This window comes from Amycolatopsis sp., from assembly GCF_025464955.1.
Taxonomy (GTDB): domain Bacteria; phylum Actinomycetota; class Actinomycetes; order Mycobacteriales; family Pseudonocardiaceae; genus Amycolatopsis.
In genome coordinates, this window is the sequence record NZ_JAODNM010000126.1 from 23,083 (window position 1) to 38,365 (window position 15,283).

A 15,283-nucleotide genomic window follows, 5' to 3' on the forward strand; every position below is an offset into this window, starting at 1 on the left:
CCGATCACCCCGCAACCGAAGGAGAACCTTGACGCCGCACCTGATCGCGACCATCGGCCCGCCCGGGGCCGGGAAGAGCACCGCCCGCCCGCTCTACACCCCGGCCGGTGCCGTGCTGGTCTCCCTCGACGACATCCGCGCGGACCTGTCCCCGTGCGGGTGTTCGTCCAACCAGGCCGTCAACGACGCCGCCACCACGGTCGGGTTCGACATCACCAACACCGCGCTCGCCGCGGGCCGCACCGTGGTGTGGGACACCACCGCGTACCTCTGGCGGGCACGGGCACGGATGCTGCGCACGGCCGCCCGACACGGTGCCCGCACCACCGCCGTGCTCGCTCTGCCGCCGCTGGCCACCGTGCTGGTGCGCAACGGCGGCCGGGACCCCGTCCGGTGCCGGGTGTGCGGCTACGCCCGCCGGGTCGACGACGACCGGGTCCGGGAGATGCACCACGCCATCACCCTGGCCGCACCGACGCTGGCCGCCGAAGGCTGGCACGAAGTCCACCACCTCGACCGGGTGCGGGTAGCACAGCCGAGCCGGTGACCGCGCCACACCAGGAGGGGACCGAACGCCTAGCGCCCGACCCGACCAGCCCCGCTGTACCGCTTGTGGAGGAGAACACCGATGCCACACACCGCCCGCGCGCTCCGCGCCGTCACCGGGACCGAGGTGACCCCGCCCGCCACCGACACCACACCCGCACCGGGCCACCCCGGCCCGGTGACGTACCCGGCCGGCGCGAGCGGGCGCCCGGTCCTGCGAGTCGGTGAGTCCCCGGACACCATCCGGGTCCTCACCGCCGCGCTCGACAACGGGATCATCCCCAACACCTACGTCACCGACGGGGCACCGGTCGTCGTCGAGGAAGTCTCCGGGGCGGCCGACCCCACCGCCGGGGACGACGACGTCGTGCTCCCGCTCTCGATCTCCGTACTCAAACCGGGACTGCTGGCCGGTCTGCTCGCCGACCACACCGAGGTCCTGCGCCCCAAGCCCACGAGGGGCGGAGGAGTTGAAGACGAGGAGATCTCCCCGGCCGGTCCGGAACTCACCGCGGTGCTGTCCCGGCGGACCTGGCCTGGTCTGCCGGTGCTGCGCAGGATCATCTCCACCCCGGTCCTGCGACCGGACGGGACACTGCTGCAAACCCCGGGCTACGACGAGTCGACGGGGTTCTACCTCGCCGACACCGGGCACCTCGAGCAGATCCCGGACCGGCCCACACCCGAGCAGGTCGAGCAGGCTCGGGGGTTTCTGCTGGGCACGTTCCTGCGGGACTTCCCGTGGCGAAGTGCCGCCGACCGGGCCAACTACCTGGCTCTGCTGGTCACTCCGCTGATACGGCCGTTCACGCGGTCGCTGAGCCCGTTCGGGATGATCGAGGCCTCCATGCCCGGCTCGGGGAAGACGATCCTCGCCGGGTGTGTCGGCCTGCTGGTCGGGCAGCGGGTCCTCACGTGGACCGACAGTGAAGACGAGCTCCGGAAATCGATCACGACGGTGCTGGCCGACAGCGTCGGGGTGGTGGTGTTCGACAACCTCGCCGAAGGCGAAGTCGTCAACTCCGCGGTGCTCGCCCGGCTGGTCACCGAACGGACCTGGTCCGACCGTCGGCTCGGCACCAACTCCGCGGCGACCTTCGCCAACGACCGGTTGTGGCTGGCGACGGGGAACAACCTGCGCACCGGCGGGGACATGGCCTCCCGCGCGGTGTGGGTGCGGCTCGACCCGGACTGCCCGCGTCCCGAAGCCCGCACGGGGTTCACGATCCCGAACCTGGACAGCTGGATTCTCGACCCCGCGAACCGCGCGACCGTGCTTCGGCACGTCCTGATCCTGGTCCTGGACTGGACCGCAAACGGCGCACCGATGGCGAAAGGAGTACCGCAGATGCGGCAGTTCACCCGCTGGGCCCAGTACCTCGGAGGGTTCCTCGCCCACCACGGAGTGGACGGGTTCCTCGACAACGCCGACGACGGCCGCGCGCTTGACGATGACGCCGGGGAGTGGCGGCAGTTCCTGCTCAAGTGGCACGCCCTGCACGGCGGCAACCCGATGAGCGCTCAGCAGATCCGCGCCAGCGCCGAAGTGGAGTTCGGCGTGACCGACCCGTGGGCGGGCAGCTTCCCCACCACCAACGCCGGGAAGCTCATCCCGAGCAAGTCGCTCGGCCGGCGGCTGACCGGGCAGATCGACCGGTGGCGCGGCGACGTGGTGTTACGCAGCGCGATGGACCCGCACCTCAACTGCAAGACCTACTGGGTCCACCACGAGGACACCGACGACGACAGCCCAAGGAAACCACCAGAAGAAACCCGCAAACCCGCAAACCCGCAAAAGATCTTCTAGTAACTCTCTGACCTGCTTAAACAGGTTTTTGATCTTTGCGGGTTTCTCTTCCGGGAGTCGGGAGAGAAACCCGCAAACCCGCAGGTTTGGCGAGGTTTGCGGGTTTGGAGACCCGCCCCGCGTAAGAAACCCGCACGTTGACTACCCAGGTCAGAGGCCACTTTGCGGGTTTGCGGGTTTGCGGGTTTGTTTCCGGCCCCCGCACTCCCGACTGCGAACCCGCCTCCCGCTGCCCCCTCCGTATCCGCCCGCTCTCGACCAGAGCAGGCGGATACGGAGGGGGCAGCGGTCACTCTACGCAATCTCGCCTGCCTGTCCGCACCGTTGTTCGAACCGACCCCTAACCCGGCCCGAGCACGTTCGATTGACCTTCGAATTCAGCCACAAACCCCCAGGGAGCACACACGCCATGGATGCCACCGCCGGATCCGCGCCGCGAACCCTACTAACCGTCGAAGCCGCCGCCGAACAACTCAGCATCGGGCGCACGACTATGTACGCCCTCATCAAATCGGGAGACGTGCTCAGCGTTCGCGTCGGCAATCTTCGTCGCGTTCCTGTCGAAGCCCTAGCCGCCTACGTCCAACAACTCACCACCGTCCAGCTGGCCGCCTAACCCGAAGGGACATGCCACCACATGCCGCGCAAGAAACGAGAAGAAGGCACCCGCGCGCCGAACGGCGACAGCACGGTTTACCTCGGTGCCGACGGAAAATGGCACGGCCGCGTCACCATGGGCGTGCTCGACAACGGCGAGCCGGACCGTCGCCACGTCAAGAGAACGACCGAGACGAGCGCCAAAGACGGGGTTAAAAAGCTGGAGCAGCAGCGCGCCAGCGGCAAGATTCGTCGGCCTGGTCACGCCTGGACGGTCGAGAAGTGGCTGACGCATTGGGTCGAAACCATCGCCGCCCCGTCTGTCCGGGACACGACGCTTGCCGGATACCGGACGGCCGTTTACCGATGGCTGATTCCCGGGATCGGCGCGCATCGGATCGACAAGCTGCAGCCTGAGCACTTGGAGAAGCTCTACGTCCGAATTCTCAAGGAGGGAAACAAGCCTGGCACTGCACACCAGGTTCACCGAACGATGAAGACCGCACTCTTTGTCGCGCTCAACCGAGGACACGTTACCAACAATGCGGCCAAGCTGGCAAAACCTCCACGGGTCGACGAAGACGAGATCATCCCTTTCACGGTAGACGAAGCTCAACGAATCCTCGCGGCGACCAAGAATCGACGTAACGGCGTGCGCTTCGCGGTGGCCCTCTCCCTTGGACTACGAAAGGGAGAAGCATTAGGACTTAAGTGGACGCGACTCGATTTAGAGAAGGGAGTACTCCACACGCCGCGCCAACTCCAACGCCACAAGTGGAAACACGGCTGTGACGATCCCCAGGAGTGCGGCAAGGCACTACATAAGCTGATTCCGTGCAAGAAAACATGCAATAGGCATAAGCAACCGTGTCCGCCAGTTTGTTCGCCGGACTGCGCCCGTCACGCTTCCAAATGCCCTCAGCGGCACGGTGGCGGCCTACGGGAAGTCGAGGTGAAATCCCGGGCCGGTAAGCGAACGATCGGCATACCCAAGCCGCTATTGGAGGCACTACGCGAGCATAGAAAAGCTCAAGATACCGAGCGGGAGTTTGCTGGTACGGCGTGGCACGAAGGCGATTGGGTATTTGCTCAGCCCACCGGCCGGCCGATCGATCCACGTGCCGACCATGACGAGTGGAAGAGCCTCCTATCCGAAGCGAAAGTGAGGGATGCGAGATTGCATGATGCGCGGCACACCGCCGCGACAATGCTACTGGTCCTGAAAGTGCCTCTACCCGCGATTATGGAGGTCATGGGCTGGGGTGAGGCGTCGGTTGCCAAGCGGTACGTCCACGTGCCAACCGAGGTGATCCTGAGCATTGCCGACCAGGTGGAAGGGCTGTTGTGGAAGGCAGCGCCGGGCATCGCGAAGGCACCGACCATGGGCCTGACCGACGACCAGCGGCAAGCCCTAGTCGCGCTGCTCGCGGACATGCTGCCAGGGCAGCAAAAACGGGGCGACGACGACGATCCCGACCCGGCATCGGTGGCCGTCTAAAGGTACAACTGAGCCCCTAAATGAGACCCGGGGCGCAACCACCTAGGTGGTTGCGCCCCGGAATTCCCTGGTCAGAGACCTTTTTTCTGGTCGGGATGACAGGATTTGAACCTGCGACCCTCCGCTCCCAAAGCGGATGCGCTACCAAGCTGCGCCACATCCCGATCCGCCCCTGACGGGGTGGTGTGTCAACAGCCTAGCGGTAGCCGCTAAGCTGGGTTCGCACCCGGTACTCCGGGAGCGTGCGGGTGTAGCTCAATGGTAGAGCCCTAGTCTTCCAAACTAGCTACGCGGGTTCGATTCCCGTCACCCGCTCCACACTGCGGAATGCCCTGCTCACGAGGCCTGTGAGCAGGGCATTTCGCGTCAGGTGGGGGTCACGTTGAGCTAGTCGAGGCTGGCCGGGCAGTCCGATGACCGTGACGTCCACCGGGCGGGTGGTGGTGGTGCCGTTGGCGTAGCCGAACGAGAGCACACCGGTCCGGCGAGGGGACGCGAGAGCAGGTCAGCCGTCGATCTGGCGGGCTGTCGCCATCGCCCGTTCGGGCTCCCAGAACGCGCGCATGGACCGGATCAGACCGTCCTCGCCGACGCGGTAAACGAACACGCCGACGGTGTCCACCCGGTAGTTCCCCGGCAGGTACGTGGTGATCGTGCCGACGTTCGCCACCTCGGTGCCGTCCCCCGAGGCATGCGAATCCCTGATCTCGAAGTCGAAGCGCTGCACGTGCGCGATCGTCGCGTCCCAGAACGCCGAGATCGCCTCGACCCCGCGATGCCCCTTGCCTTCGGTGTCGAACATCGACGGCCCGACCGGGTCCTCCACGACAGCGTCGACGGCGAACAGCGCCAGCCACTCGTCTTTCGCGCCGCGAGTCACCGCGTCCATCGAGCGCCACGCCGCGATGCGCGCCGCGGGCTGTTCGGCGGACTGGTCCCAGCAAACCTCGATACCCACAGCGCTGCCCTTCCTAGAACCGGGAGATGATCTCGTCGCCGAACTTCTTGATCGAATCCCTCTTCGGCCCGATCGCGGCATCGAAACCGAGGCCGTCGAAGACCCACGGCATGGTCAGGATGTCGGTGACGCCGATGTCCCCCTGCTCGCGGTAGCCGTCCAAACCGAACCTGTCGATACAGACAGCCTGGTACTCGAACGGGTCATCACCGCGGCCCCGTTCGCCAAGGAGCGCCCGCAGTCGCCCGATCGTGTCGCGCAGGTCGTCGAACTTCATCATCGCGGACGCCCAGCCGTCGGCGACCCGAGCCGCGCGGCGCAAGGCGACGTCGGTGTGACCGCCGATGTAGAACGGGACCCGCTTCTTCGGCGTCGGGCTCATCTGCAGCTTGTCGAAGTCGAAGAACTTGCCGTGGTACTCGACCATGCCGCCGTCGAGGATCAGCCTCAGGACGTCGATCGCTTCGTCGACACGCTTGCCGCGCTGCTCGTACGGCGCGCCGCACCACTCGAACTCCTCCGGCGACCATCCCACGCCCAGCCCGAGCCCGAACCGGCCGCCGGTGAGCTCCGCGACCGAACCGACCTGCCTCGCGAGCAGCACCGGATTGCGTGAACCGAGCTTCAGCACAGACGTGTAGAACTCGAGCCGGCTGGTGACCGCGCCCATCGCCGCCGCCGCGATCAACGGGTCCACCCACGGCGTCTCCGCGGTCCAGAACCGGCTGCCGTCCGGCGTGTACGGGTAGTCGGCGGACACGCTTTCGGAGTAGAACAGGGAATCCGGCAGAGCGATCGACGAGAAGCCGTACTCCTCGGCCGTGCGCGCCAGCTCGGCGAGCTGATCGAGCGGGTTCATCGCAACCGAGAGGGTGAACTTCATACCTCAGTACTATAACGTGTTCTAGTTTTCCTGGCCAGGGATCAGCGGTAGGTGCGGCTCGTCACTTGGGGAACCCCAGACGGGCTGTCCGCGTTGTCCGGTTCAAGGGATCGAACAATCGGGAGTGACCATGGGCACGACGATCTTCCTCATCGTGCTTCTCGCGCTTGTCGTCGCCGGCGGCCTCTATCTCGTGAGGTCGCAGGCGAACGCCAAGCAGCAGAGGCTCGACGACGCCAAGGCCGACGCCCGACGCCTGGTGGAGCGGCTCGGCGGCCAGGTACTGAACATCGACGGCACGAATACCGCGTCCCAGCAGGCGATGGCCGACGCGTCGGAGCGCTACAACGCCGCCGGGTCGCAGCTCGAGCAGGCGCAGACTGTCGAGCAGGCCAGGCTGGTGAAGGACACCGCGGTCGAGGGCCTGTACTACGTCCGGGCCGCCAGGACCGCGATGGGCCTGGACCCCGGGCCCGCGCTGCCTGAGGACGCCGAGCGCGAGCGCGCAGGCAAGGTTTCCGAGCATCGTCGCGTCGACGTCGAAGGCCAGACCTACGAAGCCTCGCCCGAGCCCGGCGAGGAAACGCCGCACTACTACCCGGGTGGCCGCGTCGCCGGTCGACCGGTGCCGCAGGGCTGGTACAGCGAGCCCTGGTGGAAGCCGGCGCTCGTCGCCGGCGCCTGGGGCATCGGTTCGATGTTCCTGTTCAGCGCGATGTTCTCCGGCATGGGCGGAATCGCCAGCGCATCGGCCTGGGAATCGGGCTACGACGCCGGCCAGCAGGACGCTATCGACTCCGGTGACATGGGCGGCGACGGCGGCGACATGGGCGGCGGTGACGGAGGCGGGTTCGACGGCGGAGACGGCGGCGGGTTCGACAACGCGGGCTTCGACGGCGGCGGCTTCGACGGAGGCTTCGGCGGTGGCGGCTTCGACAACGGCGGAGGAGGCTTCGACTTCTGAACTCGTGAGTGTTCCCGCCGGTTAGACCCGGCGGGAACACTCACGAGAGCTGGCAGCTGGGGCACCAGTACAGGTTCCGGCCGGCCAGGTTGGCGTGCGCCACCGGTGTTCCGCACACCAGGCACGGCTCGCCCGTGCGCCGGTAGACGTAGACCTCGCCGCCGTGCCGGTCGACACGCGGGGCACGGCCGGTGGCCTCGGGCAGGTGCTCGGGGGCGACGGTGTCGATCCGGCCGATGCGGACTCCCTCCCGCATCAGCCCGACGAGGTCGGCCCAGATGTCTGTCCACAGTGCCCGGTCGAGCGACGTCCCCGGGATCATCGGCGCGACGCCGTGTCGGAACAGCACTTCGGCCCGGTAGACGTTGCCGACACCGGCGAGCACGGTCTGGTCCATCAGCAACGCGGCGAGGGAAGTCCGGGAGCAGGAAATGCGTTCCCACGCCAGGTCCGGCCGGGCGTCCTTGCGCAGCGGGTCCGGGCCCAGCCGCGCCTTGATCGCGTCGACCTGGCTGGGGTCGATCAGCTCACACCGGTTGGGCCCGCGCAGGTCCGTCCAATGTGTACCGCCGACCAGCCGCATCCGGACCTGCCCGATGGGCTCGGTGTCCGGCAGCTTCGTCTCGGTGAACGTGCCGTACAGACCGAGGTGAACGTGGATCGTCCCCTGTGGACCGTAGTGGTGGAACAGGTGCTTGCCGTACGCCTCGGCGCCGACGAGCACGTGACCGTCCACAACGGACGCGTCGGCGGTGAAGCGCCCTTGCGGGCTCGTGACGGCGACCGGTTTGCCACCGTAACGACGTTTGTGCAGCCGGGCGAGGCGGTGGAGCGTGTGCCCCTCGGGCATCAGGCCTCCGGCAGCGGCGGCGGGTTGCCCGTGCGCTCGTAGTCCAGGAGCTGCTCGATCCGGCGCGCGTGGCGCGGCTCGGGCGAGGGCTCGGTCGCGAGGAACGCCTCGACGATCGCGACGGCCTCGTCGACCGTGTGCATCCGCGCACCGACGCCGACGACCTGCGCGTGGTTGTGCTGACGCGACAGCTGGGCGATCTCGGGCTTCCAGGCGAGCGCCGCCCGGATGCCGGGCACCTTGTTGGCGGCGATCTGCTCGCCGTTGCCGGAGCCGCCGATGACGACACCGAGGCTGCCCTCGTCGGCCACGACGCGGCGCGCGGCCTCGACACAGTAGGCCGGGTAGTCGTCCTCCGCGTCGTAAACCCGCGGACCGACGTCGGTCACGTCGTGGCCCTGCCCCTTGAGGTGGTCCACCAGGTGGTTCTTGAGCTCGAAGCCGGCATGGTCGGATCCCAGATAAACACGCACGAAAAGGAGTGTGCCATCCGAGGTGGGTCCCGGCATGATGTGGGGGTGGACATCTGGGGGCAAGCCGGCAACGACGTCCGGCTCGAATGGGGATCGGACGGGGTCGCCACACTCGGAAGCGTTTGCGCAGTGCTGGTCGTGGTCGACGTGCTGTCGTTCGGTACGACGGTCGACCTGGTCGTCGGCAACGGCAGCCAGGTCCTGCCGTTGCGCTGGCGCGACGAGCAGGCCGCTGAGGCCGCGAGCGCCGCCGGAGCGGTGCTGGCCGGGGCCAGGGACTGGACACTGCGGCCGTCATCGGTGGTGACGATGCCGCCGTCGATGCTGTTCGGACTGCCGTCGCCGAACGGAGCGACCCTCTGTTCGGCTGCCGCGGAAACCGGTGCGCACGTCTTCGCCGGCTGCCTGCGCAACGCCTCCGCGGTGGCCGAAGCGGCTCATGACGTGGCCGGAAGCGCCGCGATCGGGGTGATTCCCGGCGGCGAGCGCTGGGGCGTGAACATGTTCAGCACGACGACGGACGCACTCGGACCGCTCCGGCCGTGCGTCGAAGACCAACTCGGCGCGGGGGCGATCGTGGCGGCTTTGCGCACACTCGGCCGCTCGGTGTCGGCGGAGGCCCAGCTGGCGGCGTCGGCGTACGCCGCCACGGACATCCGGACGACGTTGCCGGACTGTTCGTCCGGTCGCGAGCTGATCGCGGCAGGTCACGCCGGTGACGTCGAACTCGCGTCCCATGTCGACATCAGCACAGCCGCTCCACGACTGATCGAAGGAGTGCTCCGCGGATGACGGACGGACGTTGGATCGACCTCGCCGAAGGCGTCTACTCGCGGCGCTATCCCGAACTCGACCTGACGATCGGGCTGGTAGTCGGCTCGTCCGGCTGCCTGGTCGTCGACACGCGCGGCGACGTCGGGCAGGGCACGGAGCTCGCCGCGGCGGTACGCGAGCTCACGAGCCTGCCGTGGACCGTCGTCTACACCCACGCGCACTTCGACCACTGCTTCGGGACGACACCGTTCCTCCCCTGCGACGTCTGGGCCCACGAGGCCTGCGTCGCCGAACTCACGACCTACGGCGAGCAGGCCCGCGGGAAACGTGCTGCGTCCTACCGCGCCGAAGGCAAGACAACGATCGCCGACGACCTCGACCGCACCACGATCGAACTGCCCGGCAAGGTCTTCGCCGACGAAGCGGTGCTCGACCTCGGCGGCCGGCGGGTCGTGCTGCGCCACGTGGGGAAGGCGCACACCGACCACGACGTCCTCGTGCACGTCCCCGACGCTGGTGTCGTCTTCGCCGGCGACGTCGTCGAGAACGCCCCGGCAGGGTTCAGCGCCGAGTCGTTCGGCGTCGACAACGACCTCGGCAGCTGGCCGGGCGTGCTCGCCGCGATCGAGGCCATGGGGGCGCAGACGGTCGTTCCCGGCCACGGTGAACCCGTCGACGTGGCGTTCGTCACGGACCAGCGCGAGAAGCTCACCGAGCTGGCCGAGCTGCACGCCCGAGTCCGCACCAAGGAACTGACCGAGGAGGATGCGGTGGCCCGCTCCCGCTATCCCGAAGACGTCACCCGCGCGGCCCTCGGCGTGCCGGCCGCCGGTTGAGCACAGGTGGCGTCGGCGAGCGCCAAGCCACGACAAGGTAAATTCAGAGTGTGACCCGAACATGACCGCGGCCAGTTCCGCAGACCCGTCGACCGAAGTGACACGGGAAGCCGGCCGTCGTCGTACCTTCGCGGTGATCAGCCATCCCGACGCGGGCAAGTCCACCCTGACCGAGGCCCTCGCGCTGCACGCCAAGGCCATCACGAGCGCCGGCGCCGTGCACGGCAAGGCCAACCGCGCGGGCGTGGTGTCCGACTGGATGGAAATGGAGCAGGCCCGAGGGATCTCGATCACCTCGGCCGCGCTGCAGTTCTCCTACGGCGACTCCGTGATCAACCTGGTCGACACCCCCGGCCACGCGGACTTCTCCGAGGACACCTACCGCGTGCTCACCGCGGTCGACTCCGCGGTGATGCTCATCGACGCCGCCAAGGGCCTCGAACCGCAGACGCTGAAGCTGTTCGACGTCTGCCGGTACCGCGGGATCCCGGTGATCACCTTCATCAACAAGTGGGACCGTCCTGGCCGCGAGGCCCTGGAGCTGTGCGACGAGCTGCAGGAACGGATCGGCCTGCAGCCGATGCCGCTGACCTGGCCCGTCGGCCACGCGGGGCACTTCCGCGGCGTCCTCGACCGCGCCGACGGCAACTTCGTCCGCTTCCAGCGCACAGCCGGCGGCGCGACGGCCGCCCCCGAGGAGCGCATCGCCCCCGAGCGCGCCGAAGCCGAAGAAGGTGACGACTGGGTCCGCGCGTACGAGGAGTCCGAGCTTCTCGCGGAGTCGGGCGGCGAGTTCGACGTCGACAAGTTCTACGCGGCCACGGCCACGCCGGTCCTCTTCGGCGCGGCGGTGACCAACTTCGGCGTCCGGCATCTGCTGGACCTGCTCGCCGAGCTGGCGCCCAAGCCGGAGCCGCGGCTCGACGAGGACAAGAACCCGCGCGAGCTCGACACGCCCTTCTCCGCGTTCGTGTTCAAGGTGCAGACCGGCATGGACTCCGCCCACCGCGACCAGGTCGCGTTCGCGCGGGTCTGCTCCGGGATGTTCGAGCGCGGCATGGTCGTGATGAACTCGACCACGAACAAGCCGTTCGCGACGAAGTACGCGCAGCAGGTGTTCGGGCAGCAGCGTTCCACGGTGGATGTCGCCTACCCCGGTGACGTCGTCGGCCTGATCAACGCGTCCGCGCTGCGTGTCGGGGACACGCTGTACGACGGCAAGCCGCCGGTGCGCTTCCCCAAGCTGCCCAGCTTCGCGCCGGCGCACTTCGCGGTCGCCAGGCCGAAGGACCTCAGCCGCGTCAAGCACTTCCGCAAGGGCATCGAGCAGCTCGGCGCCGAAGGTGTCGTGCAGTTGCTGCGATCCGATCGGCGAGGCGACGGCACGCCCGTACTCGCCGCCGTCGGCCCGCTGCAGTTCGAGGTCGCGTCGCACCGGCTCGAAGTCGAGTTCAAGTCCCCGGCGATCCTCGACGTGCTCCCTTACGCGACCGTGCGCCGCCTCGCCGATCCGGCGCAGCGGCCCATCGTCGACGGCGGTCGCAACAGCGAGGTCCTCGTCCGCGGCGACGGCGAGCTGCTGGCCCTGTTCGGCAGTGACATGGTCATGCGCGTGATGCAGCGGATGAACCCGGAGCTGGTGCTCGAATCCCTCGTCGCCGAAGCCGACTGACTCGTGAGCGTTCCGGCCGGTTAGAACCCGGCCGGAACGCTCACGAGGCGTTACTTGAAGTTCAGGTCGCCGGTGCGGGTCCGCTTGAGCTCGAAGAAGTCCGGGTAGCTGGCGAGCGCGCGGGCGCCGTCGAACACCTTCAGCGCGTCCTCGCCACGGGGGATCGAGCTGAGCACGGGGCCGAAGAAGGCGACGCCGTCGATGTGGATGGTCGGCGTGCCGACGTCCATGCCGACCGGGTCCATGCCCTCGTGGTGGCTCTTGCTGAGCGCCTCGTCGTACTCGGTCGAGTTCGCGGCCTCGAACAGCTCAGGCGCACCAACGGCTTCGAGTGCTTCCTTGATGACCTGGTCACGGTCCTTGTTGCCGTCGTTGTGGAAACGCGTGCCGAACTCCGTGTAGTACTGGCGGACGGCGTCCTGGCCCTTGTGCTGCGCCAGCGCGACGGCGACGCGCACCGGGCCCCAGCCCTGCGCCAGGAGCTCCTTGTACTGCTCGGGCAGTTCGTCCCGGCCGCTGTTGAGCAGTGACAGGCTCATCACGCGGAAGTTCAGGTCGAGATCGCGCTGCTTTTCGACGTCGAGGATCCACCGTGAGGTGATCCAGGCGAACGGACAGATCGGGTCGAAATAGAAGTCGACCTTCACGGTCTCTGAACTGGCGGTCATCGGTATCTCCTCGTAGCGGAAGCTCAGATTCAGGTGAGCCACTGGCCCCTACAGCGCCGCAACGCCGGGAGCGGGACGCTTGTTCCCATCGTCGGCGGCGTGTCGTCCATGATTGGATGCCAGGAGTACGCCGTAGGCGACAACCGATGCCACTAACCAGACAACCAGAGGTGCCCGTGCCCGCCCCGAACCTGACCCGCGACCAAGCCAAGCAGCGCGCCGAGCTGCTGGACGTCGAGTCCTACGACATCGAACTCGACGTGACGGACGGCCGCGGTGGTCCTGGTGAGAAGACATTCCAATCGACCACGAGGATCCGCTTCTCGAGCAAGCACGCCGGTCGGTCGTCCTGGGTCGACATCGTCGCCGAAGCCGTGCGCTCGGCGAACCTGAACGGGACCGAACTCGACGTCAGCACCTACGTCGAGGACAACGGCGTCGCACTGCCGGAGATCGCCGAGTCCAACGAGCTCGTCGTCCACGCCGACTGCCGCTACATGAACACCGGTGAAGGGCTGCACCGGTTCGTCGACCCGGTCGACGACGGCGTGTACCTCTACAGCCAGTTCGAGACCGCGGACGCCAAGCGCATGTTCGCCTGCTTCGACCAGCCGGACCTGAAGTCGGTCTACCGGCTCACCGTCACCGCGCCGCGCGAGTGGAAGCTCATTTCCAACACCCTCGCCGAGTCGTCGGAAGAAACCCCCGAGGGCGCGGTCAAGACCGTTTTCAAGGTGTCCGAACGGCTTTCGACCTATCTGGTCGCGCTGATCGCCGGGCCGTTCGCTGAATGGCGCGACGAGTATCGCGAGCAGACCGACACCGGGGACCTGGTCATCCCGCTGGGCGTCTACTGCCGTGCCTCACTCGCCGAACACATGGACGCCGACCGGTTGTTCGCCGAGACCAAGCAGGGTTTCGGTTTCTACCACCGTACTTTCGCCACGCCGTATCCGTTTTCCAAGTACGACCAGCTGTTCGTCCCGGAGTTCAACGCAGGCGCCATGGAGAACGCGGGCGCGGTGACCTTCCTCGAGGACTACGTCTTCCGCAGTCGCGTCACCCGCTACTCCTACGAGCGCCGCGCCGAGACACTGCTGCACGAGATGGCGCACATGTGGTTCGGCGACCTGGTCACCATGCGCTGGTGGGACGACCTGTGGCTGAACGAGTCGTTCGCGACGTTCGCCAGTGTGCTCGCGCAGGCGGAGGCGACCGAATACAAGAACGCGTGGACCAGCTTCGCGAACATCGAGAAATCCTGGGCGTACCGGCAGGATCAGCTGCCTTCGACGCACCCGATCGCCGCGGACATCGTGGACCTGCACGCGGTCGAGGTGAACTTCGACGGCATCACCTACGCCAAGGGCGCCAGCGTCCTCAAGCAACTGGTCGCCTACGTCGGTCTCCAGCACTTCCTGGATGGACTGAAGGTCTACTTCGGCAAGCACGCCTGGGGCAACGCGACCCTGTCGGACCTGCTGTCCGCGCTGGAAGAGGCGTCCGGGCGGGACCTGTCGTGGTGGAGCGCGCAGTGGCTGGAGACGACCGGCCTCAACTCGCTCACGCCGCGCTACCAGCTCGATGCGGCAGGGAACTTCAGCTCCTTCGCCGTACTCCAGAGCGGCGCCAAGCCAGGCGCTGGTGAGCTGCGCACGCACCGCGTCGCCATCGGTATCTACGACGACGACGGCGCCGGGAAGCTCGTCCGCACCCAGCGAGTCGAGTTGGACGTCGACGGCGACCGCACCGAGGTGCCCGAGCTCGCCGGGGTCGCGGCGGGCAAGCTCGTGCTGGTCAACGACGACGACCTAACCTACTGCACGATGCGCCTCGACCCGGCTTCGCTGATCACGCTGATCGACCGCATCGGCGACATCACCGACCCGCTGCCGCGCACGCTGTGCTGGTCGGCGGCGTGGGAGATGACGCGGGAGGCCGAGCTCAAGGCCCGCGACTTCGTCACCCTCGTGCTGCGCGGGATCCACGCGGAGAGCGAAGTCGGTGTCGTCCAGCGGCTGCTGATGCAGGCGCAGACCGCGATCAACTCCTACGCGGACCAGACCTGGGCCCGTGAACAGGGCTGGCCGGCGTTCAGCGCGCGGCTGCTCGAGCTGGTACTGGCCGCGGAGCCGGGTTCCGACCACCAGCTGTCGTTCGTCAGTTCGCTGGCCGGTTCGGTGCTCGACGACGCGACGACGTCGACCATCGCGGGCTGGCTGGACGGTTCCGCCCCGCTCGACGGCCTCACCGTCGACACAGACCTGCGCTGGCGGCTCTTGCACTCGCTGGTGGCCCACGGCAAGGCCGGCGAGGACGAGATCGACGCCGAGCTGGCCCGGGACAACACCTCGGCCGGACGACGTCACGCGGAACGCGCGCGGGCCTTACGGCCGACCCTGGAGGCCAAGGCGGACGCCTGGCAGCGCGCGGTCTACGACGACGCACTGCCCAACGCGGTGAGCGACTCGCTCATTTCCGGGTTCGCCCATCCAGGTCAGAAGGCCATGCTCGGCGACTACGTCGGCAAGTACTTCGACGTGATCGACGAGGTCTGGCAGCGCCGGTCGAGCGAACGGGCCCAGCCGACCGTCATCGGGCTCTTCCCGTCCTGGGCGGTGGAACCCGGCACGGTCGAGGCGGCCGACGCGTGGCTCGCCACCGGACAGCCCGCCGCGCTCCTGCGGCTGGTTTCCGAAGGCCGGGCCGGCATCGTCCGCGCCCTCGCCGCACGCGAGTTCGACCAGCAGGCCTAGC

Annotated in this window: 14 protein-coding genes and 2 tRNA genes; 10 read left to right on the plus strand and 6 right to left on the minus strand. The window is 67.8% G+C overall.

Annotated elements, in window-relative coordinates:
• Positions 1-28 precede the first annotated feature (28 nt).
• The 4 genes from JWQ81_RS33115 (at position 29) to JWQ81_RS33130 (ending at position 4,448) form a co-directional block, all read left to right on the plus strand.
• Positions 29-547 carry an ATP-binding protein gene (locus tag JWQ81_RS33115; protein ID WP_297547730.1) on the plus strand — a complete coding sequence of 173 codons (519 nt, stop codon included), beginning with the start codon at positions 29-31 and terminating at the stop codon, positions 545-547.
• An 81-nt stretch (positions 548-628) separates the two neighbouring features.
• Positions 629-2,353, plus strand: coding sequence for a hypothetical protein (locus JWQ81_RS33120; protein ID WP_297547731.1), 1,725 nt, complete (start codon positions 629-631; stop codon positions 2,351-2,353).
• A 409-nt stretch (positions 2,354-2,762) separates the two neighbouring features.
• Entirely contained in the window at positions 2,763-2,969 is a 207-nt protein-coding gene (locus JWQ81_RS33125) for a helix-turn-helix domain-containing protein (RefSeq protein ID WP_297547732.1), read from the plus strand.
• A gap of 21 nt (positions 2,970-2,990) precedes the next feature.
• The gene (locus JWQ81_RS33130) at positions 2,991-4,448 is read left to right on the plus strand and encodes a site-specific integrase (protein ID WP_297547733.1); all 1,458 of its coding nucleotides are present in this window, start codon (positions 2,991-2,993) and stop codon (positions 4,446-4,448) included.
• Between the two features lie 87 nt (positions 4,449-4,535).
• Here the strand turns inward: JWQ81_RS33130 and JWQ81_RS33135 are convergent.
• Positions 4,536-4,612 (minus strand) — tRNA-Pro (locus JWQ81_RS33135).
• Positions 4,613-4,692: 80 nt separating this feature from the next.
• Between JWQ81_RS33135 and JWQ81_RS33140 the strand changes: the two genes are divergently transcribed.
• Positions 4,693-4,766: transfer RNA gene (locus JWQ81_RS33140), tRNA-Gly, on the plus strand.
• A 187-nt stretch (positions 4,767-4,953) separates the two neighbouring features.
• Here JWQ81_RS33140 and JWQ81_RS33145 read toward each other — a convergent pair.
• The gene (locus JWQ81_RS33145) at positions 4,954-5,406 is read right to left on the minus strand and encodes a nuclear transport factor 2 family protein (RefSeq protein ID WP_297547734.1); all 453 of its coding nucleotides are present in this window, start codon (positions 5,404-5,406) and stop codon (positions 4,954-4,956) included.
• 13 nt (positions 5,407-5,419) lie between these two features.
• The gene (locus JWQ81_RS33150) at positions 5,420-6,289 is read right to left on the minus strand and encodes a TIGR03619 family F420-dependent LLM class oxidoreductase (RefSeq protein ID WP_297547735.1); all 870 of its coding nucleotides are present in this window, start codon (positions 6,287-6,289) and stop codon (positions 5,420-5,422) included.
• Between the two features lie 130 nt (positions 6,290-6,419).
• On the opposite strand from JWQ81_RS33150, the gene JWQ81_RS33155 reads away from it, so the two are divergent.
• On the plus strand, positions 6,420-7,253 hold the full coding sequence (locus JWQ81_RS33155; RefSeq protein WP_297547736.1) for a hypothetical protein: 834 nt from the start codon (positions 6,420-6,422) through the stop codon (positions 7,251-7,253).
• Between the two features lie 40 nt (positions 7,254-7,293).
• On the opposite strand, the gene JWQ81_RS33160 is transcribed toward JWQ81_RS33155, so the two are convergent.
• Positions 7,294-8,103, minus strand: coding sequence for an Fpg/Nei family DNA glycosylase (locus tag JWQ81_RS33160; protein WP_297547737.1), 810 nt, complete (start codon positions 8,101-8,103; stop codon positions 7,294-7,296).
• Positions 8,103-8,576 carry a ribose-5-phosphate isomerase gene (locus JWQ81_RS33165; RefSeq protein ID WP_297547738.1) on the minus strand — a complete coding sequence of 158 codons (474 nt, stop codon included), beginning with the start codon at positions 8,574-8,576 and terminating at the stop codon, positions 8,103-8,105. Before JWQ81_RS33165 ends, JWQ81_RS33160 begins: the two co-directional genes overlap by 1 nt.
• A 45-nt stretch (positions 8,577-8,621) precedes the next feature.
• Here JWQ81_RS33165 and JWQ81_RS33170 point away from each other — a divergent pair, with 45 nt between their 5' ends.
• From JWQ81_RS33170 to JWQ81_RS33180, 3 genes are all read left to right on the plus strand, one after another.
• A complete protein-coding gene (locus JWQ81_RS33170) occupies positions 8,622-9,368 on the plus strand; it encodes a 2-phosphosulfolactate phosphatase (protein ID WP_297547739.1) in 747 nt (248 codons plus the stop codon).
• Positions 9,365-10,186 (plus strand): MBL fold metallo-hydrolase, encoded by an 822-nt coding sequence (locus tag JWQ81_RS33175; RefSeq protein ID WP_297547740.1) that lies wholly within the window; start codon positions 9,365-9,367, stop codon positions 10,184-10,186. The genes JWQ81_RS33170 and JWQ81_RS33175 overlap by 4 nt, the downstream gene beginning before the upstream one ends.
• A gap of 61 nt (positions 10,187-10,247) precedes the next feature.
• Positions 10,248-11,858, plus strand: coding sequence for a peptide chain release factor 3 (locus tag JWQ81_RS33180; protein WP_297547741.1), 1,611 nt, complete (start codon positions 10,248-10,250; stop codon positions 11,856-11,858).
• Positions 11,859-11,908: 50 nt separating this feature from the next.
• Here JWQ81_RS33180 and JWQ81_RS33185 read toward each other — a convergent pair whose 3' ends face one another.
• The gene (locus tag JWQ81_RS33185; RefSeq protein ID WP_297547742.1) at positions 11,909-12,526 is read right to left on the minus strand and encodes a DsbA family protein; all 618 of its coding nucleotides are present in this window, start codon (positions 12,524-12,526) and stop codon (positions 11,909-11,911) included.
• 176 nt (positions 12,527-12,702) lie between these two features.
• Between JWQ81_RS33185 and pepN the strand changes: the two genes are divergently transcribed.
• Positions 12,703-15,282 carry an aminopeptidase N gene (gene pepN, locus JWQ81_RS33190; protein WP_297547743.1) on the plus strand — a complete coding sequence of 860 codons (2,580 nt, stop codon included), beginning with the start codon at positions 12,703-12,705 and terminating at the stop codon, positions 15,280-15,282.
• The last annotated feature ends 1 nt before the right edge of the window (position 15,283 follow it).

What these genes read in the sequence shown, in the direction of transcription:
- JWQ81_RS33130 (WP_297547733.1), top strand. Translation starts at nt 2,991, where the DNA reads ATGCCGCGCAAGAAACGAGAAGAAGGCACCCGCGCGCCGAACGGCGAC.
- JWQ81_RS33120 (WP_297547731.1), top strand. Translation starts at nt 629, where the DNA reads ATGCCACACACCGCCCGCGCGCTCCGCGCCGTCACCGGGACCGAGGTG.
- JWQ81_RS33155 (WP_297547736.1), top strand. Translation starts at nt 6,420, where the DNA reads ATGGGCACGACGATCTTCCTCATCGTGCTTCTCGCGCTTGTCGTCGCC.
- JWQ81_RS33160 (WP_297547737.1), bottom strand. Translation starts at nt 8,103, where the DNA reads ATGCCCGAGGGGCACACGCTCCACCGCCTCGCCCGGCTGCACAAACGT.
- JWQ81_RS33150 (WP_297547735.1), bottom strand. Translation starts at nt 6,289, where the DNA reads ATGAAGTTCACCCTCTCGGTTGCGATGAACCCGCTCGATCAGCTCGCC.
- JWQ81_RS33185 (WP_297547742.1), bottom strand. Translation starts at nt 12,526, where the DNA reads ATGACCGCCAGTTCAGAGACCGTGAAGGTCGACTTCTATTTCGACCCG.
- JWQ81_RS33180 (WP_297547741.1), top strand. Translation starts at nt 10,248, where the DNA reads ATGACCGCGGCCAGTTCCGCAGACCCGTCGACCGAAGTGACACGGGAA.
- JWQ81_RS33175 (WP_297547740.1), top strand. Translation starts at nt 9,365, where the DNA reads ATGACGGACGGACGTTGGATCGACCTCGCCGAAGGCGTCTACTCGCGG.
- JWQ81_RS33125 (WP_297547732.1), top strand. Translation starts at nt 2,763, where the DNA reads ATGGATGCCACCGCCGGATCCGCGCCGCGAACCCTACTAACCGTCGAA.